22 protein-coding genes are annotated in these 21,948 nt (G+C 71.5%); 6 read left to right on the top strand and 16 right to left on the bottom strand.

All coding sequences use genetic code 11. The annotated features are described in order from the left end of the window. Positions 1–30: 30 nt before the first annotated feature. The 5 genes from OHB00_RS46670 to OHB00_RS46650 all read right to left on the bottom strand — a co-directional run bounded on the left by OHB00_RS46670 (position 31) and on the right by OHB00_RS46650 (position 4,220). Positions 31–339: a hypothetical protein gene (locus OHB00_RS46670; RefSeq protein WP_406444503.1), complete on the bottom strand. Its 309-nt coding sequence runs from the start codon at positions 337–339 to the stop codon at positions 31–33. A gap of 50 nt (positions 340–389) precedes the next feature. Beyond that, entirely contained in the window at positions 390–1,148 is a 759-nt protein-coding gene (locus OHB00_RS46665) for an IclR family transcriptional regulator (protein WP_406446300.1), read from the bottom strand. A gap of 257 nt (positions 1,149–1,405) precedes the next feature. Next, on the bottom strand, positions 1,406–2,416 hold the full coding sequence (gene dmpG / locus OHB00_RS46660) for a 4-hydroxy-2-oxovalerate aldolase (RefSeq protein WP_406444501.1): 1,011 nt from the start codon (positions 2,414–2,416) through the stop codon (positions 1,406–1,408). Further along, entirely contained in the window at positions 2,413–3,366 is a 954-nt protein-coding gene (locus OHB00_RS46655; protein ID WP_406444498.1) for an acetaldehyde dehydrogenase (acetylating), read from the bottom strand. The genes dmpG and OHB00_RS46655 overlap by 4 nt, the downstream gene beginning before the upstream one ends. Continuing rightward, positions 3,363–4,220, bottom strand: a complete 858-nt coding sequence (locus OHB00_RS46650; protein WP_406444496.1) for a 2-keto-4-pentenoate hydratase — start codon at positions 4,218–4,220, stop codon at positions 3,363–3,365. The genes OHB00_RS46655 and OHB00_RS46650 overlap by 4 nt, the downstream gene beginning before the upstream one ends. A gap of 465 nt (positions 4,221–4,685) precedes the next feature. Between OHB00_RS46650 and OHB00_RS46645 the strand changes: the two genes are divergently transcribed. After that, the gene (locus OHB00_RS46645; RefSeq protein WP_406444494.1) at positions 4,686–6,284 is read left to right on the top strand and encodes an FAD-binding protein; all 1,599 of its coding nucleotides are present in this window, start codon (positions 4,686–4,688) and stop codon (positions 6,282–6,284) included. Positions 6,285–6,340: 56 nt separating this feature from the next. Here the strand turns inward: OHB00_RS46645 and OHB00_RS46640 are convergent, their stop codons facing one another. Next, positions 6,341–6,991: a TetR/AcrR family transcriptional regulator gene (locus tag OHB00_RS46640; RefSeq protein ID WP_406444492.1), complete on the bottom strand. Its 651-nt coding sequence runs from the start codon at positions 6,989–6,991 to the stop codon at positions 6,341–6,343. Continuing rightward, the gene (locus tag OHB00_RS46635) at positions 6,992–7,861 is read right to left on the bottom strand and encodes an alpha/beta fold hydrolase (RefSeq protein ID WP_406444490.1); all 870 of its coding nucleotides are present in this window, start codon (positions 7,859–7,861) and stop codon (positions 6,992–6,994) included. A gap of 162 nt (positions 7,862–8,023) precedes the next feature. On the opposite strand from OHB00_RS46635, the gene OHB00_RS46630 reads away from it, so the two are divergent. After that, entirely contained in the window at positions 8,024–8,893 is an 870-nt protein-coding gene (locus OHB00_RS46630; RefSeq protein WP_406444488.1) for a VOC family protein, read from the top strand. A gap of 57 nt (positions 8,894–8,950) precedes the next feature. On the opposite strand, the gene OHB00_RS46625 is transcribed toward OHB00_RS46630, so the two are convergent. From OHB00_RS46625 to OHB00_RS46610, 4 genes are read right to left on the bottom strand one after another with little or no spacing between them, the layout of a single operon-like run. After that, the gene (locus OHB00_RS46625) at positions 8,951–9,139 is read right to left on the bottom strand and encodes a ferredoxin (RefSeq protein ID WP_390039198.1); all 189 of its coding nucleotides are present in this window, start codon (positions 9,137–9,139) and stop codon (positions 8,951–8,953) included. 15 nt (positions 9,140–9,154) lie between these two features. Continuing rightward, complete coding sequence (locus tag OHB00_RS46620; protein WP_406446299.1) at positions 9,155–9,967, bottom strand: mycofactocin-coupled SDR family oxidoreductase; 813 nt, start codon at positions 9,965–9,967, stop codon at positions 9,155–9,157. Positions 9,968–9,974: 7 nt separating this feature from the next. Next, positions 9,975–10,196: a hypothetical protein gene (locus OHB00_RS46615; protein WP_406444485.1), complete on the bottom strand. Its 222-nt coding sequence runs from the start codon at positions 10,194–10,196 to the stop codon at positions 9,975–9,977. After that, positions 10,193–11,338: an amidohydrolase family protein gene (locus OHB00_RS46610; RefSeq protein WP_406444483.1), complete on the bottom strand. Its 1,146-nt coding sequence runs from the start codon at positions 11,336–11,338 to the stop codon at positions 10,193–10,195. Before OHB00_RS46610 ends, OHB00_RS46615 begins: the two co-directional genes overlap by 4 nt. Before the next feature lie 176 nt (positions 11,339–11,514). Here OHB00_RS46610 and OHB00_RS46605 point away from each other — a divergent pair, with 176 nt between their 5' ends. Next, entirely contained in the window at positions 11,515–12,378 is an 864-nt protein-coding gene (locus tag OHB00_RS46605; protein ID WP_406444481.1) for a mycofactocin-coupled SDR family oxidoreductase, read from the top strand. Positions 12,379–12,381: 3 nt separating this feature from the next. On the opposite strand, the gene OHB00_RS46600 is transcribed toward OHB00_RS46605, so the two are convergent. From OHB00_RS46600 to OHB00_RS46580, 5 genes are all read right to left on the bottom strand, one after another. Continuing rightward, a complete protein-coding gene (locus OHB00_RS46600; RefSeq protein WP_406444479.1) occupies positions 12,382–13,359 on the bottom strand; it encodes an NADPH:quinone oxidoreductase family protein in 978 nt (325 codons plus the stop codon). Then, positions 13,356–14,561 (bottom strand): acyl-CoA dehydrogenase family protein, encoded by a 1,206-nt coding sequence (locus tag OHB00_RS46595; protein WP_406444477.1) that lies wholly within the window; start codon positions 14,559–14,561, stop codon positions 13,356–13,358. The genes OHB00_RS46600 and OHB00_RS46595 overlap by 4 nt, the downstream gene beginning before the upstream one ends. Continuing rightward, positions 14,558–15,325, bottom strand: a complete 768-nt coding sequence (locus tag OHB00_RS46590) for an SDR family NAD(P)-dependent oxidoreductase (protein ID WP_406444475.1) — start codon at positions 15,323–15,325, stop codon at positions 14,558–14,560. Before OHB00_RS46590 ends, OHB00_RS46595 begins: the two co-directional genes overlap by 4 nt. Before the next feature lie 11 nt (positions 15,326–15,336). Continuing rightward, positions 15,337–16,485, bottom strand: a complete 1,149-nt coding sequence (locus OHB00_RS46585) for an acyl-CoA dehydrogenase family protein (protein WP_406444473.1) — start codon at positions 16,483–16,485, stop codon at positions 15,337–15,339. A 116-nt stretch (positions 16,486–16,601) separates the two neighbouring features. After that, positions 16,602–18,074 carry a FadR/GntR family transcriptional regulator gene (locus OHB00_RS46580; RefSeq protein ID WP_406444471.1) on the bottom strand — a complete coding sequence of 491 codons (1,473 nt, stop codon included), beginning with the start codon at positions 18,072–18,074 and terminating at the stop codon, positions 16,602–16,604. A gap of 192 nt (positions 18,075–18,266) precedes the next feature. On the opposite strand from OHB00_RS46580, the gene OHB00_RS46575 reads away from it, so the two are divergent. From OHB00_RS46575 to OHB00_RS46565, 3 genes are all read left to right on the top strand, one after another. Then, complete coding sequence (locus tag OHB00_RS46575; RefSeq protein ID WP_406444469.1) at positions 18,267–19,466, top strand: acyl-CoA dehydrogenase family protein; 1,200 nt, start codon at positions 18,267–18,269, stop codon at positions 19,464–19,466. Positions 19,467–19,614: 148 nt separating this feature from the next. Beyond that, positions 19,615–20,856 (top strand): cytochrome P450, encoded by a 1,242-nt coding sequence (locus OHB00_RS46570; protein ID WP_406444467.1) that lies wholly within the window; start codon positions 19,615–19,617, stop codon positions 20,854–20,856. Positions 20,857–20,884: 28 nt separating this feature from the next. Further along, on the top strand, positions 20,885–21,925 hold the full coding sequence (locus OHB00_RS46565; RefSeq protein ID WP_406444465.1) for a zinc-binding dehydrogenase: 1,041 nt from the start codon (positions 20,885–20,887) through the stop codon (positions 21,923–21,925). Positions 21,926–21,948 lie beyond the last annotated feature (23 nt).

Here is a 21,948-nt window from a genome sequence, read left to right as displayed (position 1 = left end):
GGCCCCCGTCGCCCACCCGTTCGGCGGCCGTCACCCCTCGGCGGCGGCCTTGCGGATCCGCGGCTCGAACTCCCGCCGCACGTAGACGTCGAACGGCTCGGACAACGCGCCGTCGATGACGTGCCGTACCCGGTGTTCCGCCGCGAACTCCTTGATCGCCGCCCGGGAGTCGGGTCCCACGCCCCCGCCGATGATCAGTACTCCGAACTCCTCGGTCGCCAGGAGCTTCAGGACCTCCTCGTCGGTGCTCACCCCCTCCGCGTCGAAGCCGTCCGCGTGCAGCGTGGCGAGTACAGCCGTCACCCTGGCGGGTGTCCTTCCGAGCACCAGTGTCCTCACGGTCGTTTCCTCTCCGGCGGGTCGGTATCGGCACCGCCCAGCCTAGAAACTCAACCGGACTTGAGGTCAACCCCGGCGCCCGCGCCACGCGAGGGTTCGAAGAGTTCCTCGGACACCGCCCGGACCGCGTCGACCACCAGCGGGGCCACGAGCTCCAGCGGGGAGCGGCCGTCCCCGACCACCGATATCGCCCCGACCGGACCCTCGGGCCCGCGCAGCGCGAGGCCGACACACCCGAGGTCCGGGAAGCACTCGCCCCGGTCGATCGCCAGTCCGTTGCGGCGCCGTACCAGGCCGAGTTCACGGTGCAGCTGGTCGAGGCGGCCGATGCTGTGCGGCGTGCGGCGCTCCATCACCGGCGCGCAGCGCGCGTCGATCTCCTCCGGGGTCAGCCAGGCGAGCATCGCCTTGCCGAGTCCGGTGCAGTGTGCGACCGCCCGGCCGCCCACCTTCGACGGGATGTCCACCGCCGCCCGGCCCCCCACCTTGTCCAGGTAGTAGATCTCCGGTCCGTCGAGCACGGCCAGGTGGACGACCATCCTCGTCCTGACCGCCAGGTCCAGCAGGTACGGCGCGGCGGCGGCGCGCAGCGCGCTGTGGCCGGTCTCCCGGCCCCCCAGGCCGAGCGCGCGCGAACCCAGGGTGTATCCGGCCACGGTGTGACGCAGCCAGTCCAGCCGGACCAGCTGGTCGAGAATCCGGTGCGTGGTCGACCGGGGCAGCTGGGTCCGGCGGGACACCGCTTCGAGCGTCAGATGGGTCTGGGGACGTTCGAAGAGGTCCATGATCAGCGTGACCCGCTCCATCATCGACGGAGGCAGCGCAGGGCCGTCGGCCTCGGCGGAACGCGAGCTCAGGCGAAGGGCAGACGTCATCGTCGGTGCCTCTCTGCTCAAACTGAAATCAATTCTAGTTCGGCGCCGACGCCAAGTTATCAATGCCTTCGGCCACGGAGAAAGAGTCGTGCACCGATTCATTGGAGCGTTTGGTCTATTTTACTCTGCGCGCAAAAACGTACCGCTCTCCGGGAAGGAGTTCCCGGAGAGCGGTCGCGTGCTGCCGGACGTCAGCCGTGGTGGGTGAGGTCCAGCGCGATGTCCACGATCATGTCCTCCTGCCCGCCGACCAGTCCGCGTCGGCCGACCTCCTCCAGGATGGTGCGGGTGTCGAGGCCGTACCGTTCGGCGGCGGCCTCCGCGTGCCGCAGGAAGCTGGAGTAGGCGCCGGCGTAGCCGAGGGTGAGGGTCTCCCGGTCGACGCGCACCGGGCGGTCCTGAAGCGGTCGTACGAGGTCCTCGGCGGCGTCCTGGAGGGCGTGCAGGTCGCAGCCGTGCTTCCAGCCGTAGAGGCTGGCGACGGCGACGAACGGCTCGATCGGGCAGTTGCCGGCGCCCGCACCCTGTCCGGCCAGGGACGCGTCGACCCTGGTGACTCCCTCCTCCACCGCCACCACGGAGTTGGCGACCGAGAGGGAGAGGTTCTCGTGGGCGTGGATGCCGATCTGGGTCTGCGGGTCGAGCACGTCCCGGTAGGCGCGGATCCGGTCGCGGACGCCGTCCATGGTGAGCCGACCGCCGGAGTCGGTGACGTAGACGCAGTGCGCGCCGTAGGACTCCATCATCCTGGCCTGCTCGGCGAGGGCCCGCGGGGGCGTCATGTGGGCCATCATCAGGAAGCCGGACACGTCCATGCCCAACTCGCGTGCGGTGGCGATGTGCTGGGCCGCCACGTCCGCCTCCGTGCAGTGCGTGGCGATGCGCACCGAGCGGACCCCGAGGGCGTAGGCGCGCTTGAGCTCGGCGATGGTGCCGATGCCGGGCAGCAGGAGCGAGGTGAGGACGGCGTTCTCGACGGCGTCCGCGGCGGCTTCGATCCACTCCCAGTCGGTGTTGCTGCCGGGGCCGTAGTTGAGGCTGCCGCCGGCCAGGCCGTCGCCGTGGGCGACCTCGATCGCGTCCACGCCGGCCCGGTCGAGGGCGGCGGAGATCTTCGACACGAACTCGGGGGTGATGCGGTGCCGGATGGCGTGCATGCCGTCCCGGAGGGTGACGTCCTGGACGTAGAGCCTGCGGGTCACTCGGTCACCTCGGAGGTCGTGCGGTGGGCGATGCGTTCGGCGACGCGCAGGGCGGCCGAGGTCATGATGTCGAGGTTGCCGGCGTAGGCGGGCAGGTAGTGCGCGGCGCCCTCGACTTCCAGGAAGACGGTGACCTTGGTGGTCGGCAGCTCGGCGGTGCCCTCGGGCAGGAGGGTGTGCACCGGGTCGCCGGCCGCGACCGGCGTGAACTGGACCTGCTGTTTGAGGCGGTAGCCGGGCACGTACTCGGCGACCGCGGCCACCATCTCCTCGACCGAGGCACGGATCGCGTCGTGGTCGGCGTCGCCGGTCAGGCAGTACACCGTGTCCCGCATGATCAGCGGCGGTTCGGCCGGGTTGAGGACGATGATCGCCTTGCCCCGGCGGGCACCGCCCACCTTCTCGATGGCGCCGGCCGTGGTCTCGGTGAACTCGTCGATGTTGGCCCGGGTGCCGGGTCCGGCCGACCTGGAGGCGATCGAGGCGACGATCTCGGCGTAGGGCACGGGGGTGACGCGGCTGACCGCGTGGACGATCGGGATGGTCGCCTGGCCGCCGCAGGTGACGAGATTGAGGTTCTCGACATCGTTGGCGAGGTGCTCGTCCAGGTTGACCGGCGGTACGACGTAGGGGCCGAGGGCCGCCGGGGTGAGGTCGACGAGGCGTTTGCCGTACGGGGCCAGCTTCTTGGCGTTCTCGACGTGGGCCTTGGCCGAGGTGGCGTCGAAGACGATGCCGATGTCGTCGAAGCCGTCCATCCGGATCAGGCCGTCCACTCCCTCGTGCGTGACGGGCACCTTGAGCCGGGCGGCGCGCGCCAGGCCGTCCGACTCCGGATCGATGCCCACCAGCGCTGCCATCTCCAGGGTCTCGGAGAGGCGCAGCACCTTGATCATCAGGTCGGTGCCGATGTTGCCGGAGCCGATTACGGCCACCTTGGTCTTCGTCATCCGTGTTCCTTGGCTTCGGGGGCTTCGGGGACTTCCTGGGGCGTGAAGGCCGCCGTCACCGAACCCAGGCCGGACATCTCGGCCCGTACGGTCGTGCCGGGCGGTGTCGGGACGAGCGGGCCGAGCGCACCGGAGAGCACGACCTGTCCGGCGCGCAGCGGGTCGCCGAACTCCCGGGCGGTGCGCGCCAGCCACAACAGCGCGGCGAGCGGATCGCCCAGGCAGGCGGTGCCGTCGCCCTCGGAGGCGGTCTTCCCGTCGGCGTAGAGCCGCATGGTCACGTCCCGTGGCTCGAACTCGTCGAGGCCGACGGCCTGTTGCCCGAGCACGAAGAGTCCGCTTGAGGCGTTGTCGGCGACCGTGTCCGTGATCGCGATGTCCCAGCCGGCGACCCGGCTGTCCACGATCTCCAGCGCGGCCACGGCATACCCGACCGCCGAGCGGACCCGCGCCAGGTCGAGGTCGGCGGTGTCCAGGTCGGCGGCGAGCACGAACGCGATCTCCGCCTCGGCCCTGGGCTGGAGCAGCCGGCCGCTGGGGACGGCCGGCAGCCCGGTGACGTCCATGTCGTCCAGCAGGACACCGAAGTCGGGCCGGTCGACGCCCACCTGGCGCTGCACCGCCGGGGAGGTCAGCCCGATCTTGCGGCCGACGACGCGTGCTCCGGCCGCGATCCGGTCGCCGACGACGCGTCGCTGGACGGCGTACGCGAGGCCGATGTCGTCCGGACCGAGCAGATCCCGTACCGGCGCACAGGGTCTGTGGTCGCTCGCCGCCCGGGCGAGGCGCGCGGCCGCCTCGGCCACGGCTGTCCCATGGTCCGCGACCGCCGTCGGTTCCCACACGTCTGTCATAGCCGTCCTCGACTCGTTCGGGCCTCCAGCCTGTGCCGCCGCGCCACGGGGCCGCCGGGGACTTTCCGCTCACCGGGACTCCGGGGCGGAGACCGGGATCAGGGGCTGAGGCCGGAAACACGAGTGCCGGCGCCGGAGGACGAGAGCCCACACCCGCCGCGGTGGAGTCGGCGCGTGGAGGGCGGGCGGGGTCTCGGTGAGCGAGATGGCGCGGGAGTGACCTCGCACTGGCTCATTACCGTCGTCCGCGGGGCTGCCGGCGGCGACTGCGGCGTGCCCCGGTCGGCGGGGCCGCGGGGCGTCCGGTCGGCCGGTGGCCGTCGCGGGCCCGCCGCGTCTCCATGGCCTACGAGTGCGCTCTCGATCCCCGGCCCCGCCCCGCGATCCCCAGCCACACGAGCACGGTCCCCACTCGTCAGTGCGGTTCCCCCCGCCGACGAGTTCGGCACCCATCAGGAGGTTCGGATGAGCATCAACGAAGATGCCTACGACGTGATCGTCGTAGGGTCGGGCGGCGGTCTGGTCGGGGCGTACGTGGCGGCGGCGCGTGGCCTGCGTACGCTCGTCGTCGAGAAGACCGACCGGGTCGGCGGCACGGTCGCGTACTCCGGGGCGGGCCTTTGGTTCCCGGGCTCGGCGCCGCTGAGCCGGGCCGGTCTCGGGGCCGACATCGAGGAGGCGCGGTCGTATCTGCGCGCGGTCGTCGACGACCCGTCCCGGGAGGGGCTGCAGGACGCCTACCTGGCGGCCGGGCGCCGGCTGATCGACGAGCTGGAGCAGAACACCTGGTTCCGGTCCTTCGTGCACGGGCCGGTGCCGGACTACTACGCGTCCAGGCCGGGGTCGTCACCCACGGGGCACACCGTCTTCCCGCCGCCGGTCGAGGTCGCGGAGCTCGGCGAGCGCCGGGCGCTGGTCCGTGACCCGCTGCCCACGGAGCGGTTCGGCTTCGACGAGGGCCCGTTGCTGAGCGGCGGGCGGGCGCTGATCGGTCGCGCCCTGTCGGCCTTCCTGGAGACGGGCCACGGCGAACTGCGGCTCAGCACGGCGCTGGAGAGCCTGGTGGTCGAGGACGGCAGGGTCGTCGGCATCGAGGCCGTGAGCGAGGGCGAGCGGGTCCGGCTCCGGGCCGCCCGGGGTGTGCTGCTGGCGGCCGGCGGATTCGAGCGCGACCGTGAGCTGCGCGAGGCGCACCAGTGGCCGCTCACCGGGGAGTGGTCCGACGGCGCCCCGGCGAACACCGGTGACGCCCTGCGGGCGGGCATCGCCGTCGGCGCGGACACCGACCTGCTCGACGAGGCCTGGTTCGTGCCGGGGCTGGTCCACCCGGACGGTCTGCCGATCTTCCACACCGGGACCCGGGGCGGCATCTGGGTCAACGGCGCGGGCGAGCGCTTCGTCAACGAGACGTCCCCCTACGACCAGGCCGGGCACGAGATCTTCCGCCGTCACGTGGCCACCGGCGTACGGCACATCCCCTGCCACTGGGTGTTCGACCAGCGGCAGCTGGACCGGGACGGCATCGGCTGGCCGCCGGCCACTCCGCCCGTCGAGGAGTGGCTGGCCTCGGGCGCGCTGAGGAAGGCCGACACCCTGGAGGAACTGGCGCGGCTGATCGACGTGCCCTTCGACGCCCTGGACCGCACGGTCGAGGAGTTCAACGGCTACGCGGTCACCGGCGTCGACGAGAGGTTCCACCGGGGCGAGACGCCCTGGGACCAGATGTTCCAGTACGTCGTCGGGTTCCCGGCCGACCCCCGCCAGAACTTCCCCGCCAAGCCGTCGCCGGAGTGGCCGAACCCCCTGCTGCTGCCCATCGACCAGGCGCCGTTCTACGCGGCGACCATCGTGCCGTCCGACATCGGCACCAAAGGCGGGCTGCGGATCGACACGCACGCGCGCGTGCTGCGGCCGGACGGATCCCCGATCGACGGCCTGTACGCGACGGGCAACACCGCGGCCGCGATGTCGGGCCGGGTCTACCCCGGTGCCGGCACCCCGATCGGATCGAGTCTCGCGTTCGGGTACCTGGCGGTCCTGGACATGGCCGGGGCGACGGACTGACACCGCGAAGCGAACAGGTGCCCGGGGCACGGGGTGTGCCGGGCACCTTCGCGTGGTCAGGACCCGGCGATCAGCCGGGCGGCCAGCCGCAGGTCCGCCTCGCCCTGCGTGGTGGAGATCTCCCGGGTCAGCATGGCCACGAACACCCCCCACCAGTCGTAGATGAGCAGCCGCACCCGGCTGTGCCCGGTCCACGTGTCCGCCCGGTCCCCGAGGAGCCGCAGGAGCCGTTGCCCCAGCGCGCTCTCCACGATGTCGATCCGGCTGCGGGCGGCGCTCGCGTACTCCGTGAACGACGACAGCGCCACCGCCGAGGCGAGCAGCCGGCTGTCCAGCAGCTTCCCACTCAGCGCGACGAGCGTCTCGGCGACCTCCGTCACGGGATCCGTCGCCCGGTGGGAGGCCGGACCGCCGTCGTCACTGCCCAGGAACTGCTCGATGTGCCATTCAAGGACCGACAGGAACAGATACGGCTTGGACGGGAAGTAGCGGTACAGCGTGGCGATCGCGACCCCGGCCTCCTTGGCCACGTCGTGCATCTGCACGGTGGCCAGGCCCTCGCGTGCGCCGAGGTCGGCGGCGGCGCGCAGGATGCGAATACGGCGGTCGGTCTGCCGGCTCGACATCGGCGCGGCGGGTCGGCGGAGCCCGGCCGGTCTCGCCACGTCGTCCTCCCCCAGGTCGCCGGTCACCCCCACGCTGGGCACTCAGCCGGCCTCCGGGCGGGTCAGGAAGGCCAGCACGGCGCTCTCCCAGGCCGCCTTCTGTTCGATCATCGCCCAGTGTCCGCAGTCGGGCAGCACGTGCAGTTCGGCCTTGGGGATGGTCCGCATCGGCAGCAGCGCGCTCTCCAGCGGTGTGACCCGGTCGTCGCGGCCCCAGGTCAGCAGCGTGGGTGCGGCAACCTTGTGGAGCATGGCCCAGATCGGCTGGTCCGACTGGGACTGGGCGGCCTGAATGGCGGCCATCGCCTGGCGGCCATAGATCCGGCGGGACGCTTCCAGGGTCGCCGGTTCGGTGGCGGTCACCCAGCGCTCCTCGATCAGTTCGTCGGTGAGCAGGGCGGGGTCGTGGACCATCGAGCGCAGCCACTGGACGAGGTTGTCACGGGTGGGGTTCTCCACGAACTCCACCAGCAGGTTGAGCCCTTCGCTGGGGCCCGGGGAGAGGAGGTTGCGACCCACCCCGCCGATGGTCACGATCCTGCGGAACAGGTCCTTGTGCGCGACCGCGAGCCCCACGGCGACGAACCCGCCCATCGAGTTGCCGACCACGTCGACGCGGTCGAGGCCGAGGCCTTCGAGGAAGCGCAGGACGGCCTTGGGGGCGGCCGCCATCGGGTTCTCGGCGGTCGGGTCGCTCACTCCGAAGCCGGGAAACTCCAGCGCCAGGCAGCGGAAGTGCCGGGCGAACACGGGCAGGTTGCCCCGGTAGTTGCGCCAGCCGGTCACCCCGGGGCCCGAGCCGTGCAGCATCAGCAGGGGCGGCCCTTCACCGGCCTCGTGGTAGCGCAGGACGCCGTCGTCGGTGGGCAGTTCGCGCAGGGTGGCCTCGTAGTCGAGCGTGCTCGGTGTCATGACGGTCACCGTGGCACCCACGCGGCGGCCGTCGCCGTACGTCTCCCGATCAGTGGGACGGTCCCGGCGGCGGCGCGGTCCGGCCTTCTACCGTCGCGGACGTACCGACACCGGGGGTCCGACGGGCCGCCTGGGACCTGACCAACGTGAGGGGAGGGCCTGATGGGTGTGCGCTCACTCGGGTACCTGCGTCTGGAGTCCAACGACCTCGACAGGTGGAAGGCGTTCGGCGCCGACTTCCTCGGCCTGATGCCCGTCGAGAGCGACTCCGGGTCGCTCACCTTCCGGATGGACGACCATCCGTCCCGGATCGTGGTCTCGCCGGGTGCCCAGCCCGCGATGACGGCGCTGGGCTTCGAGGTCCTCGACGAGCGGGAGCTGGCGCGGCTGGCCGCGGACGTCGAGAAGGCCGGGATCAAGGTGACCGCCGGCACCGAGGCCGAGGCGGCGGAGCGGAAGGTGACCGGCTTCGTCAGGTTCAGCGACCCGGGCGGCAACCCGGTCGAGCTGTTCTTCGGCAGGACCCTCGACCACCTGCCCGTGCAGACCCCGCTGGTGTCGAAGTTCGTCACCGGTGACATGGGCTTCGGGCACGCCATCGTCTCCGCCGAGGACGCGCGCGGGACGTTCGACTTCTACGTCAATGTGCTCGGGTTCATCGAGCGGAACACGATGCGCTCCCCGGGCGGCACGACCTGGTTCATGGGCTGCAATCCGCGCCACCACACGCTGGGCGTCACGCCGATGCCGGGCCCGGGACGGCTGCTGCACTTCATGGTCGAGGCGGCGACCCTGGACGACGTGGGGCGGGCCCTGGACCGGGCCGGCACGTACGAGGTGCCGATGATGCACTCGCTCGGCAAGCACACCAACGACCACATGGTGTCGTTCTACGTCTGGTCGCCGGAGAACTACGCCGTCGAGTTCGGCTGGAACGGCCTGCAGGTGCCCGAGCCGGTCCCCGTGTACGAGATCACGGACGGCGCGTTCTGGGGCCACCACTTCACACCGCCGCCGCAGCCGGCCGGCTGAGCCTGCGGGGATGGGGGGGGAGCCCCACGGTCCTCGGACCGTGGGGCTCGGTCGTGTTCAGTGGACGGAGATCGCCCGTTCCGGGCAGGCCGTCTCCCCGTCCCGGGCGGCCTGTTCCAGGCTCTGAGGGACGTCTCCGTCCAGGGGCAGCGCATAGCCGTCGTCGTCCAGCCGGAAGAGTCCCGGTGCCGCGGCCGCGCACCGCGCATGGCCCGAGCACGACGACGAGTCGATGGTGACCTTCATTCAACCCACTCCGTTCTACGGCTTGTTGGTCGATCCCGCGTCGACGGTGAACTGCAGGCCCGTGACGTAACGCGCCTCGTCCGAGGCGAGGAACAGCACTGCGTTCGATATGTCCCGCGGTTCGACGTACGGTGCCAGCGGGTTCATCGCGACGAGTGCGAACAGCGGCTCCCGCGCCGCGAGTTCCTCGATCGGCACGCCGACGGTGATACCCGTGTCGCTGACCCCGGTCGGGTGGACGGTGTTCACCCGGATGCGGTGCGGGGCGAGTTCGTTGGACAGGGCCTTCATCAGGCCCACGACGCCGTGCTTGCTCGCCACGTAGTGGGCGTACGGCACATGGCCGCGGATGCCGGCGGCGGAGCTGGTGATGACGATCGAGCCGCCCTCCCCCTGCTCGATCATCCAGGGGGCCGCGGCGCGCACCGTGTTCCATGGGCCCTTGAGATTGACGTCGATGTTGACGTCCCAGGCCTCGTCGGACAGCTCCCAGGCGGCCCCTATGCTCATCACTCCGGCGTTGGCGACGACGGTGTCGAGCCGCCCGAACTCCTCGCGCGTCGCGTCGACCGCGGCCCGCATCTCGGCGATCGAGCGGACGTCGGCCTGGACCGGGATGCACCGCCGGCCGGTCTCCCTGACCAGCTTGACGGTCTCCTCCAGCTCGTCCTTCGACGCCAGCGAGTAGGGCAGTTCCGCGCTGATGTCGTGGCAGACATCGGTGACGACGATGTCCGCGCCCTCCTCGGCCAGCCGCACGGCATGCGAACGGCCCTGCCCGCGCGCCCCTCCTGTGATGAGCGCGACCTTGCCCTCCATTCGCCCCACGGCCACCTCACTTCTCCTTCGCGTGGTCGATCAGATCCTCCGCCGCCTCGCGCAGGGCGCGCAGCCTGGTCTGGAGGAGTTCCCTTTCGGCCTCGTCGGACGGGCCGGGTCCGGCGAGGCGTGCGTCCGTCTCCGCGATCTCGGCGAGGAGCCGGCCGTGGGCCTCCTCGCGGGTGAGCAGGTCCAGGTCGGTCCAGTCGGACCGCTCGGACTCGGGTCGCCGGGTCATGCGGGGAGGTTGTAGAGGCGGCGGGTGTTCAGCTCCACGATCTTGTGCACCTCGTCGTCGGGCACGTCGGCGAGGACCTCGGCCGCGTAGGCGCGGGACTTGGGCCAGTAGGAGTCGGAGTGCGGGTAGTCGCACTCCCAGGTGATCCTGTCGACGCCGACGTGGTGCCGTACCTCCACGCCGAACCGGTCGTCGATGAAGCAGCCGTGGAAGTGCCTGCGGAACAGCTCCGAGGGCCGCACGCTCTGGTTGACGTTCTGGTAGAAGCGGTGCCGCTCCCAGGTGCCGTCGGCGCGCTCCAGGAGGTAGGGGATCCAGCCGATGCCGCCCTCGGAGAGGCCGATCTTGAGGTTGGGGTGCTTGTGCAGCACCGGCGAGAAGAGCAGGTCGGCGGTGGCGAACATGGCGTTGCAGCCGAACAGGGCGATGGTGACCGCGAAGGGGGCCTCCTCGGCGGTCTTCGGGGGCTTGCCCGAGGTGCCGAAGTGCAGGCACAAGGGCAGGTCGGTCTCCTCGGCCGCCGAGAACATGGGGTCCCAGTGGTCGGTATGGAAGGAGGGCAGGCCGCGGGGGGCGGGGTTCTCGGGGAAGGAGATGGCCTTGGCGCCCTTGGCCGCGGTGCGGTGGATCTCGGCGACGCAGGCGTCGACGTCCCACATCGGCATGACGACCAGCGGGATGAGCCGGCCGGGTGCGGTGGCGCACCACTCGTCGAGGACGAAGTCGTTCCACGCCTGCACGCACAGCAGGGCCAGTTCGCGGTCCTGGCCGTCCAGGAAGACGTGGCCGGAGAAGCCCGGGAAGGACGGGAAGCACAGAGCGCCCCAGACGCCGTCCAGGTCCATGTCGCGGATCCGTGCCTTGGGGTCGTAGCAGCCCGGGATCATCTCGTCGTAGCGGGTGGGTTCGAGGCCGAACTCCTCGGGCCGCTTCCCGGCGACGGCGTTGAGGCCGATGTAGGGGTAGATCCGGTCCTCGTAGACCCAGACCTCGGCGGGGGCCCGTCCCTCGCCGCGTGACTGCTCCACGATGCGCGGTCCGGCCTCCCGGTACCTCGCCGGCAGCCGGTCGGACCACAGGCGCGGGGGCTCGATCAGGTGGTCGTCGGTCGACAGCAACTTCATCCATGGCTGCAACGGCATCGTGTACTCCCTCGGTCTCGGGACTCTCTAGCACCGGGCACATTGTGTGCACTGAAACCGTCCCACTGGGCGGGAAAGGTCGTCTGCTTCCCGCACGGTTTTGGAGATCATCGGATATCGATCAGCTTCCCCAGCCACCATTAAGGCTACTCTTTTCTTCTACGGAAGGAGACCCCATGGGTCGAGTGCAGGACAAGGCCGTCTTCATCACCGGGGCCGCACGCGGCCAGGGCCGGGCCCACGCGGTTCGGCTCGCCTCGGAGGGGGCCGACATCATCGCCGTGGACCTGTGCGAGGACATCGCCACCAACGGCTACCCGCTGGCCACCGAGGCGGACCTGGACGAGACGGTCCGGCAGGTGGAGAAGCTCGGCCGGCGCATCGTCGCCCGGCGGGCCGACGTACGGGATCCGGCCGCGCTCAAGTCGGCGGTCTCCGAGGGGGTGGCGGAGCTGGGACGGCTCGACGCCGTGGTCGCCCAGGCCGGGATCGCCCCGCTGGGGCCGCAGCAGACCGCGCAGGCCTTCCTGGACGCCGTCACCGTCGACTTCAACGGGGTGGTCCACGCTGTCGAGGCGGCCCTGCCCCATCTGCCCGACGGCGCGTCGATCATCGCGACCGGGTCCATCGCGGGGCTGATACCGGCGACCGTCGACAACCCGGCCAACGGGCCCGGCGGGCTGGGCTACTCGTTCGCCAAGCGCCAGGTGTCCGCGTTCGTGCACGACCTGGCGACGGTCCTGCTCTCCCGCCGGATCCGGGTCAACGCGGTGCACCCCACGAACGTCAACACCGACATGCTGAACAGCGACCTCATGTACCGGTCGTTCCGGCCCGACCTGGAGAACCCGACGCGCGAGGACGCGTTGCCCAGCTTCCCCGCGACGACCGGGTTCGGGATCCCCTACGTCGAGCCGGAGAACATCTCCGACATGGTGCTGTTCCTGGTGTCGGACGAGTCGCAGTACGTCACCGGCATGCAGATGCGCGTCGACGCCGGCGGCTACGTCAAGCGACGCCCGCAGCTGCCGGCGTTCTGACGGTCAGGCACGCATGTCGATGACCACCTTGCCGGTGGTGCGCCGCCCGGCCACGTCGGTCAGTGCGGACGCCACGTCGGCGAGGGGGTGGACGCGGGAGACGAGCGGGCGCATCCCGTCCCGGACCATCCGGGCGAGCGCCCGGTCGCCCGCGGCCACCGCGGCCGGGGCGCACTGGCGCAGCATCCGGATCTCGAAGCCCCGTACGACCGCGTCCTTGAGCAGCACCAGGTTGAGCGGGATCCTCGGGATCCTCCCGTCGGCGTAGCCCACGGTGACGAACCGGCCGCCCCGGCGCAGCGCGCGCAGGGCCGCCTCCGCGTGGTCGCCGCCCACGGGGTCGACGACCAGGTGGGCGCCCTCGCCTCCGGTCAGTTCGCGGACCCGCGTCTTCAGGTCCTCTCGGACGTAGTCGACGCCGCCCTCGGCGCCCAGTTTCCGGGCGACCGTGAGCCGCTCCGGGCTGGACGCCGCCGCCACGACGCGCATCCCGAGCCGGGTGGCGATGTCGACGGTCGCGGAGCCGACGCCGCCCGCGGCCCCGAGCACGGTCGCCCACTCCCCCGCCGTGCCCTGCCCGACGGTGGTCAGGGCGTGGTAGGCGGTCGCGTAGGTGACGTGGAACGCGGCGGCGTGGACCATGTCGAGGCCCTCGGGGACAGGGCGCAGGCCCGCCACCGGCACCACGACCTGCTCGGCGAAGGCGCCGGTGAGCACCGCGCCGGCCACCGGCGAGCCCACCCCGGGGCCGGACACGTCCGGCCCCAGCGCTGCGACGACACCGGCGAACTCGCTGCCCGGGGTGAACGGCAGCGGCGCGGGCACCTGATAGCGGTTCGCCACCAGCAGCACGTCCGGGTAGTTGACCGCGGCCGCGTGCACCCGGACCAGGACCTCCCCGGGGCCGGGTACGGGGTCGTCCAGTTCGACGACGACAAGGCCGTCCGGGGGCCCGTAGCCCGTACAGCGTGCGGCTCTCACCGGGTGCTCCCGGTGGCCGGCATCGCCGGGTCCCGGGGCAGTCCCAGGACCTGTTCGGCGATGGTGTTGCGCTGGATCTCCGCGGTGCCGGCGCCGATCGTCGAGGCCCGGGTGCGCAGGAAACCCCACACCCAGCGGCCGCGCTGGACGGCGTGCGGGTCGCGGCGGCCCAGGATCCCGTACGGCCCCAGCAACTCCAGGGCGAACTCGTGCAGTTCCTGCTCGAAGGTCACGATGAACAGCCGTGCGGTGGAGGAGGCGGGGCCGGGCTCGCCCGTCGCCATGATGTCGGCGATGGTCCGCATCCCGGTGAGCCGCATGACCGTCACCCGGATCTCGAAGTCGGCGAGCCGGTCACGCACCAGGGGGTCGGCGGTGGCCCCGCGTTCGTGGGCCAGCGCGATCAGCTCGTCGAGGACGCGCCGGTACAGGGCCGCCTGGTTCATCGCCCCGGCGGCGCGTTCGTGGCCGAGGCTGGTGCGGACCAGGGGCCAGCCGCCGTTCTCCGCGCCGATCCGGTCGGCGGCCGGGACCCGGACGTCGTCGAAGAAGATCTCGCAGAAGTGCGCGTCGCCGGTGAGGTCCCGCAGCGGGCGCACGGTCACGCCGGGGGCGCGCGCGTCGATCAGGAGGTAACTGATGCCGTCCTGACGGGAGTCGGGGGGGCCGGTGCGGACCAGGGTGAAGAGGATGTCGGCGATGTCGGCAGAGCTGTTCCACACCTTCTGGCCGTTGACGACGTACTCGGCGGCGGGGTCGTCGGGGCCGCCGCCCTCGCGGCGTGCCGTCGTGCGCAGCGCGGGGAGGTCCGAGCCCGCCTCCGGCTCGGAGTACCCCTGCGCCCAGACCGTGTCGCCGCGCAGCATGGGGCGCAGGAAGCGGTCCTTCTGCTCGGGCGTGCCGTACCTGATGAGGGTGGGGGCGGCGATGCCGAGTCCGGTGCCCAGGGGGCCGGGGACCCGGGCACGCGCGTACTCCTCCTGATAGACGACCTGACGGGCGAAGGACAGGTCCATTCCGCCGTACTCGCGCGGCCAGCCCGGTCCCGCACAACCGCCGTCGTACAGGGTGGCCAGCCACTGCTTCTGCCACGCGAGGCGTTCGGCGGGGTCCTTGGGACGGCGCCCGGGGTGATGCTCCGTCAGGAAGGCGCGCAGGCGGGTGCGGAACTCCTCGTCGGTCCCGGTCTGGGCCGCGGTCATCGCGGGGCCATGCGGATCGCGCCGTCGAGGCGGACGGTCTGGCCGTTGAGGTAGGGGTTCTCCAGCATCTCGACGGCGAGGCGGGCGAAGTCGTCGGGGTCGCCGAGGCGTTTGGGATGGGGCACGGAGGCGGCGAGGCCGTCGCGGATGTCCTCGCGGAGGCGGCCGAGCATGGGGGTGTCCATGATGCCGGGGGCGATGGTGTTCACCCGGATCTGCCAGCTGGCCAGGTCGCGGGCGGCGACGAGGGTCATGCCGTGCACGCCGGCCTTGGCGGCCGTGTAGGAGGTCTGGCCGATCTGGCCGTCGAACGCGGCGACCGAGGCGGTCAGGACGACGGCTCCGCGGTCGCCGTCCACCACCTCGTTGCCGGAGAGACGGGCCGCGGCCAGGCGCAGTACGTTGTAGGTGCCGATCAGGTTGACCCGTATGACCTCGGCGAAGGTGGCGAGTTCGCCGGGGGTGCGGTCACGGTCGATGATCCGGGTACGGTCGCCGCCGCGCCCTGCGCAGTGCACGACGAAGCGCAGCGGGCCGAGTTCCTCCGCGGTGTCGAGGGCGGCGTTCACGGAGGCCTCGTCGGTGACGTCGGCCCGGACGAAGCGGGCGGCGTCGCCGAGGTCGGCGACCGCCTTGGCGCCCTGTTCCGCGGAGATGTCGGCGAGGACGACCCGGCCGCCGCGGTCGATGATCCGGCGCGCGGTGGCGAGTCCGAGGCCGGAGGCGCCGCCGGTGACCAGTGCCGTGGATCCGTCGATGTTCACTTGAGTCTCCTCTACAGGCCCAGGGACTTGCTGATGATGGTCTTCAGGACCTCGCTGGTGCCGCCGTAGATCCGCGTCACGCGGGCGTCGGCGTACAACCGGGCGATCGGGGATTCGAGGATGTAGCCGTAGCCGCCGTGCAGTTGCAGGCAGCGGTCGACCACCCGGCCCTGTGTCTCGGTGCAGAACAGCTTGGCCTTGGCCGCGTCGGCCGGGCTCAGCTCCCCGGCGACGAGCGCGCTGATCGCCGCGTCCAGCAGGGTCTGGGCGGCCTCCGCCTCGGTGGCCACGGCGGCGAGTTCGAACTTGGTGTTCTGGAAGGAGGACAGCGCCTTGCCGAATATCCGGCGGTCCCGGACGTAGGCGACCGTCAGGTCGATCGCGGCGCGCATCTGGGCGACGGCGCCGACGGCGATGGCCAGCCGTTCCTGGGCGAGGTTGCGGCCGAGGTGGGTGAAGGCGGCGCCTTCCTCGCCCAGCAGGTTGGCCGTGGGCACCCGGACTGCGTCGAAGGCCAGCTCCACCGTGTCCTGGACGGTGAGGCCGATCTTCTCCAGCCTGCGTCCCACGGTGAACCCTGGCATGCCCTTCTCCACGACGAGCAGGGAGAGTCCGGCGCGCCGGTCGTGCGGGTCGGTGCCGGTGCGGGCCACGACGATCACCAGGTCGGCGTGGTGGCCGCCGGTGATGAAGGTCTTGGCGCCGTCGAGCACCCAGTGGTCACCGTCGCGGACCGCCCTCGTCGCGATGCCGGCCAGGTCGGACCCCGTGCCCGGTTCGCTCATCGCGATCGCGGTGTACAGGTCGCCCGAGGCGAGGCCCGGCAGCCAGCGGGCTCGCTGTCCGGCGTCGGCGAGGCCCGTGAAGTACGGGACGACGACGTCGAGATGGGTCCGCAGGCCGCCGAGGGTGACGCCCGCTCGGGCGCACTCCTCCTGGATCACGACGTTGAAGCGGTAGTCGTCCTGGCCCCCGCCGCCGTACTCCTCGGGGATCGCGGCGCCGAGGATTCCCAGCTTGCCCATCGAGGTGAAGAGGTCACGGGGGACGAGACCGGCATGCCGCCAGTCCTCGTACACCGGCAGCACCTCGCGGGCGATGAAGTCCCGGACCAGCAGGCGGAAGTCCTGGTGGTCCCGTTCGAACAGGGTCCGGCGCATCGGATCTCCTTCGACTCTCGACCCTATTCAGTATACGCAATTAGCCAACTCTGGCACAGAAAAAGGCTCCGTGCCGCGGGAAGCCGCACGGAGCCTGGATAATAAGTGTCAGTAAATCAGTGCCACCAGGGGATGAGGGCGTCCAGGTGGCGGCGCATCCGGTGGCGGGCCACCCCGGCGTCGCCCTGCACGATCGCGTCGAGGATGCGCTGGTGGACGTGCTGGACCTCGTCGGCCGCCGTGTCGCCGGGCAGTGGCCGGTCGTGCCCCGAGGCATGCCGGCGGAACAGCTCGGTGATGATGGCGAGGAACAGCGACAGCACCGGATTGTCGGCCAGGGCCGCCAGTTCGGCGTGGAACAGGTCGGCCTTGCGGGAGTCGTCGGCCGGGCCCTCGACGGTCCAGCGGACGGCCCTGCCCAGGCGCTCGGCGACCTCCGGGTCGCCCCCCGCGTGCCGGGCGGTCACCCTGGCGACGATGCCGAGTTCGACGGCGTTGCGGACGATCCGCAGGTCGTCGGCGGTGACGCCCTGGTATTCGAGGAAGAGGGCCATGGTGTCGATGCTGGCCTGCGGCTCGGGCTCGGTGACGACCAGGCCGCCGCCGGGGCCGCGCCGCATCCGGGCGACCGAGTGGTACTCCAGGAGCCGTACGGCCTCACGCAGGACGGCCCGGCTGATCTCGTAGCGGGCCAGCAGATCCGCTTCCGAACCGAGGACCATGCCGGTCTGCCAGCCGCGCGCGGCGATGTCGTCGTGGATCCGGGAGGCCACCACCTCGGCGAGCTTGGCGCGCGGGCCCTCGACCAGTTCGGGCTCGACCACACTTCCCGAGATCCGCGCGCCGCGGCGCACCCGGTGCTTCTCGATCCAGGCGGCCACCGACTCCAGATGCGCCGTCAGCTCGGTCTGCGCGCGGGCCCCGTCGTCGGCGACGACGGCGTCGACGACGGCGCGGTGCTCGCGGTGCGAGGTCTCCTTCGCCGCATGCATCTCCGCCTTGGAGATCCGGCGCGAGGTGTGGGCGTAGCGGGCGGTGAGGCGGGTGAGGACGTCGATGAACAGGTGCAGCACCGGGTTGCCGGACAACTGGCCGAGTACCGGGTGCAGGGGGTCCTGCGAGTGGACCGACGGGTCGTCCCAGTGGTCGCGCTCGGAGTCGAGGGTGGCGCGGAGGGTGGCGATGCCCTCTTCGGTGATGCGGTCGGCGGCGAGGCCGGCGGCGATCGGTTCGAGCAACTGGCGGGCCTGGAGGAGGTCGGTGACGCTGGTGCCGACGTATTCGAGGTAGATCACCATGGCCCGGGTCGCCGGGCCCGCGTCGGGAGCACAGACGATCAGGCCGCCGCCGGGGCCGCGCCGCATCCGGGCGACCTGGTGATGCTCGACCAGGCGCACCGCCTCGCGCAGCACCGCCCGGCTCACCCCGAGCTGCTCCCGCAGGTCCACCTCGGAGCCCAGCGACTCGCCGACGGGCCAGCCCCGGCGGATCACGGTCGCCTCGATGCGCTGCGCGGTCTGCGCGGCCAGCTTGCCCACCGGGGCGTCGGTCTCGCCGTCGGCGGGCTCGCGGTCGACGGCAGTCGCCATGGGCCAACTCCTCTGCGGAAACATTGCGGATCCCCAGTCTATTCAGCACCGGCCAGGAGCCCCCGGACCGGACATCCGACGCCGAGATCGGGCTACTGATTTCGGCACTGCCCCCTGGCAACCGGGACCTGGCCATGGTTAGAGTACCCTCATTTCGAGATCGCTTGCGTGAGGACCGAGGAGTCGGTGGCGATGCGACTGGAACCCACACCCGAACTGGAGGCCTTCCGCGGCAAGGTGCGCGCCTTCGTGGCCGAGCACGCGCCGGGCGTCAAGGCACACGCCGGGGTACGCGCACCCGAGCCGGAGCTGATGCCGGCCGTCCGGGCCTGGACCGCGCGGCTGTACGAGGCGGGCCTGCTCGGCATCGACTGGCCGGCCGAGTACGGCGGCCGGCCCGACGCGAACCCCCTGGAACCGTCCGTCGTCGCCGAGGAGATCGCCCGCGCCCGCACCTGGGCCCCGGTCGGCGCGGCCTCGCTGGCCTCGGCGGCCCTCATCGAGTTCGGCACCGACGCACAGCGGGCGCGGTTCCTGCCCCGCATCCGCTCCTGCGACGACGTCTGGTGCCAGCTGTTCAGCGAGCCCGAGGCGGGCAGCGACCTGGCGTCCCTGCGCACCCGGGCCCGCCGCGAGGGCGAGGGCGACGACGCGGCCTTCGTCGTCGACGGCCAGAAGGTGTGGACCACCAACGGACAGCACGCGGACATGGGTTACCTCCTGGCGCGCACCGACGACGGCGCGCCGAAGCACCGGGGCATCACGGCCTTCGCACTGGACATGCGCAGTCCGGGGGTCGAGGTGCGGCCGTTGCGCGAGATCACCGGGACGACCGACTTCAACGAGGTCTTCCTGGACGGGGTACGGATCCCGGCGGCGAACGTGATCGGCGGGGTGAACGACGGCTGGCGGGTGGCGATGAGCAGCCTCGGGCGGGAGCGCTCGGGGGTGGCCGCGCGCGGGGTCGAGCTGTTCGCCGTCCTGGACGACCTGTTGCGCCTCGCGGAGGACGTGCCGGCCGGCGGCCGGCCCGCGCTCGACGACACCGCCACCCGCCAGGAGATCGGCGGACTGGCCGCACGGGTGCAGGTGAACGCCGCGGTGATCGGCCTCGCGCAGTCGCGGATGCTGCACGGCACGGAGCGACCCGCGGACGCCCTGCTGGGCAAGATCTTCTTCAGCGAGCTCAACCACGACCTGGCCGACCTCGGCCTGCGCCTGCAGGGCACCGACGGCCTGCTCACCGAGGACGATCCGGCGGCGGTCGCGGCGGGCTGGTGGCAGGACGCCCACCTGTACTCACGCGCGTACACGATCGCGGGCGGTGCGAACGAGGTACTGCGGACACAGATCGCCGAGCGGGGTCTCGGGATGCCCCGGGAACCCCGCTGACCTGGCCGGACGCCCGGCGACCCGATCGAGGGCCAATCAATTGGACCGCTCGGTCGATATCGAGATCCGATGCATGCCGCAATATTGATTGTACCGATCGGTCCACGTATGGTTCCCTCCATCGCGACGCCGAGAGAACGAGGGAACCATGAGCGAGAGCATCGCCGGGACCGATGCCGCCACGGAGCTGCCGGAGTTTCCGACGCCCCGATCGAGCCAGTGCCCGTTCGCGCCCCCTCCGGCGCTGCTCGCGCTGCACGAGACGGACAAGGACGTCATACGCGTCCGGACCTGGGACGGCACCACCCCGTGGCTCGTCACCTCGCACGCCGCGCAGCGCGAGCTGATGACCGACCCGCGGCTCAGCGCGAACATCGGTGCCCCGGGCTACCCGCACACGACGGAGGCCATGAAGGCGCACGCGGCCGGGATCCAGCCGTCGATCAACAACACCGACGGTGCCGAGCACACCCGCTGGCGCCGGATGCTGACCAATTCGTTCACCCGGCACCGGATGGAGAAACTCCGCCCGGAGATCCAGCAGATCACCGACGACCTCATCGACAGGATGCTCGCCGGGCCCAACCCGGCCGATCTCAACGAGGCCCTGTCCCTGCCGCTGCCGTCCCTCATGATCTGCGCGCTCCTCGGCGTGCCGTACGAGGACCACGACTTCTTCCAGGAGCATGCCGGGGTCACCAACGCCCGTTTCAAGACCCCCGAGGAGGCGGCCCAGTCCATCGTCGAGGTGCGCCGCTACATCGCCGGGCTCATCGAGGCCAAGATGGACGACCCCGGTGAGGATGTCCTCTCCGACCTCGGCGCACGGATCAAGGAGGGGGTGCTCTCCATGGCGGAGGCCGCCCCGCTCGGGCACATCCTGCTCGTCGCCGGCCACGACACCAGCGCCAACATGATCACCCTGGGCACCGCGCTGCTGCTGCAGAACCCCGACCAGCTCGCCGCACTGCGGGAGAACCAGGACGACCCGAAGTACGTGACCAAGGCCGTCGAGGAACTCCTTCGGTACCTGACCATCCCGCACCTGCTGGCGCGCCGGGCGGTGCTGGACGACATCGAGATCGGCGGGGAGACCATCCGCGCCGGCGAGGGCGTCATCGCCTCGCTGCCGGCGGCCAACTGGGACCCCGAGGCGTTCCCGGAGCCCGGCAGGCTCGACCTGACCCGTACCGCGGCGCACCACCACGCGTTCGGCTGGGGTCCGCACCAGTGCGTCGGCCAGCAGCTGGCCCGCATCGAGCTGCACGTCGTGTTCAGCACGCTGTTCCGCCGCATCCCTGCCCTGCGGCTCGCGGTCGACGTCTCGGAGCTGAAGTTCAAGGAGGACTCCCAGGCGTACGGCATCTACGAACTGCCCGTCGCCTGGTGACCGGCGGCCCGCGGAAGGAGACAGGCTCATGGCCACGATGAAATCCGTCCGGACCGGTGCGAGCAACGAGATCGAGGTCGTGGAGACCGAGCGTCCGGTGCCCGGCCCGAGGGACGTACTGGTCAGGATCCGCGCCTGTGGTATCTGCGGCACCGACACCTTCTTCGTCCGGTCCGGCGGCACCCCGTACAACGCCGACGGCTCGGTGGTGCCGCTGCTGCTCGGCCACGAACCGGCCGGTGAGATCGCGCAGGTGGGTGCGGAGGTCACCGGGCTGAAGGTCGGCGACCGGGTGGTGGTCAACCCGCAGGGCGTGCCGTCGGGGATCATCGGATGCGGCGGTGCGCACGGCGGGATGAGCGAGTACCTGCTGCTGGAGGAGGCCGAGGTCGGCCGGACCGTCGCCGTCTTCCCGGACACCGTGCCGTTCGACGTCGCCGCGCTCAACGAGCCGATGGCGGTGGCCCGGCACTGCGTCAACAGGTCCGAGGCGCGCCCCGCCGACAAGGTGGTCGTCTTCGGTGCCGGGCCGATCGGCCTGGGCGTCACGATCTGGCTGAAGCTGCGCGGGGTGGCACACGTGGTCGTCGCCGACGTCCTGCCCGAGCGGCTGGAGACGGCGCTCGCCGTGGGCGCGGACGCCGTCGTCGACTCCGCCGCCGAGAACCTCACCGCGCGGCTGACCGAGCTGCACGGTGAGGCGGCCGACGCGTTGGGCCGGCCGCGCGCGGGCACCGACGTCTACATCGACGCCGCCGGGGTCCCCGCCGTCTTCAACGCCACCGTGGACGCCGCCAAGTGGGGCGCCAGACTGGTCATGGTGGGCGTGCACGAGCCGTCCGCCGAGATCGACCTCGGCGGGATGCTCCGCAGCGAACTCACCCTGATCGCCTCCCAGGGGTACCCGACCGAGATCTTCGAGGTGACGGCGGAGCTGGTGGAGCACCAGGAGCGGTTCGCCCGGCTGATCAGTCACCGGGTGCCGTTCGCGGAGGTGACCCGGGCCTTCGAGCTGGCACTGACTCCCGGAGCCGCCGAGAAGGTCGTCGTCACCTACGACGAGACGTGAGCGGGTGGGGAAGGCGGAGCGGG

The organism is Streptomyces sp. NBC_00631, assembly GCF_045206895.1.
In the GTDB taxonomy this organism is placed as follows: domain Bacteria; phylum Actinomycetota; class Actinomycetes; order Streptomycetales; family Streptomycetaceae; genus Streptomyces.
The sequence above is the reverse complement of the archived record's forward strand: the minus strand, read 5'-3'. Positions and strand labels throughout refer to the sequence as shown.

What these genes read in the sequence shown, in the direction of transcription:
- OHB00_RS46605 (WP_406444481.1), top strand. Translation starts at nt 11,515, where the DNA reads ATGGGTCGAGTGCAGGACAAGGCCGTCTTCATCACCGGGGCCGCACGC.
- OHB00_RS46655 (WP_406444498.1), bottom strand. Translation starts at nt 3,366, where the DNA reads ATGACGAAGACCAAGGTGGCCGTAATCGGCTCCGGCAACATCGGCACC.
- OHB00_RS46615 (WP_406444485.1), bottom strand. Translation starts at nt 10,196, where the DNA reads ATGACCCGGCGACCCGAGTCCGAGCGGTCCGACTGGACCGACCTGGAC.
- OHB00_RS46665 (WP_406446300.1), bottom strand. Translation starts at nt 1,148, where the DNA reads ATGATGGAGCGGGTCACGCTGATCATGGACCTCTTCGAACGTCCCCAG.
- OHB00_RS46580 (WP_406444471.1), bottom strand. Translation starts at nt 18,074, where the DNA reads ATGGCGACTGCCGTCGACCGCGAGCCCGCCGACGGCGAGACCGACGCC.
- OHB00_RS46630 (WP_406444488.1), top strand. Translation starts at nt 8,024, where the DNA reads ATGGGTGTGCGCTCACTCGGGTACCTGCGTCTGGAGTCCAACGACCTC.
- OHB00_RS46585 (WP_406444473.1), bottom strand. Translation starts at nt 16,485, where the DNA reads ATGCGCCGGACCCTGTTCGAACGGGACCACCAGGACTTCCGCCTGCTG.
- OHB00_RS46650 (WP_406444496.1), bottom strand. Translation starts at nt 4,220, where the DNA reads ATGACAGACGTGTGGGAACCGACGGCGGTCGCGGACCATGGGACAGCC.
- OHB00_RS46570 (WP_406444467.1), top strand. Translation starts at nt 19,615, where the DNA reads ATGAGCGAGAGCATCGCCGGGACCGATGCCGCCACGGAGCTGCCGGAG.
- OHB00_RS46610 (WP_406444483.1), bottom strand. Translation starts at nt 11,338, where the DNA reads ATGCCGTTGCAGCCATGGATGAAGTTGCTGTCGACCGACGACCACCTG.
- OHB00_RS46635 (WP_406444490.1), bottom strand. Translation starts at nt 7,861, where the DNA reads ATGACACCGAGCACGCTCGACTACGAGGCCACCCTGCGCGAACTGCCC.
- OHB00_RS46575 (WP_406444469.1), top strand. Translation starts at nt 18,267, where the DNA reads ATGCGACTGGAACCCACACCCGAACTGGAGGCCTTCCGCGGCAAGGTG.
- OHB00_RS46565 (WP_406444465.1), top strand. Translation starts at nt 20,885, where the DNA reads ATGGCCACGATGAAATCCGTCCGGACCGGTGCGAGCAACGAGATCGAG.
- OHB00_RS46645 (WP_406444494.1), top strand. Translation starts at nt 4,686, where the DNA reads ATGAGCATCAACGAAGATGCCTACGACGTGATCGTCGTAGGGTCGGGC.
- OHB00_RS46595 (WP_406444477.1), bottom strand. Translation starts at nt 14,561, where the DNA reads ATGACCGCGGCCCAGACCGGGACCGACGAGGAGTTCCGCACCCGCCTG.
- OHB00_RS46625 (WP_390039198.1), bottom strand. Translation starts at nt 9,139, where the DNA reads ATGAAGGTCACCATCGACTCGTCGTCGTGCTCGGGCCATGCGCGGTGC.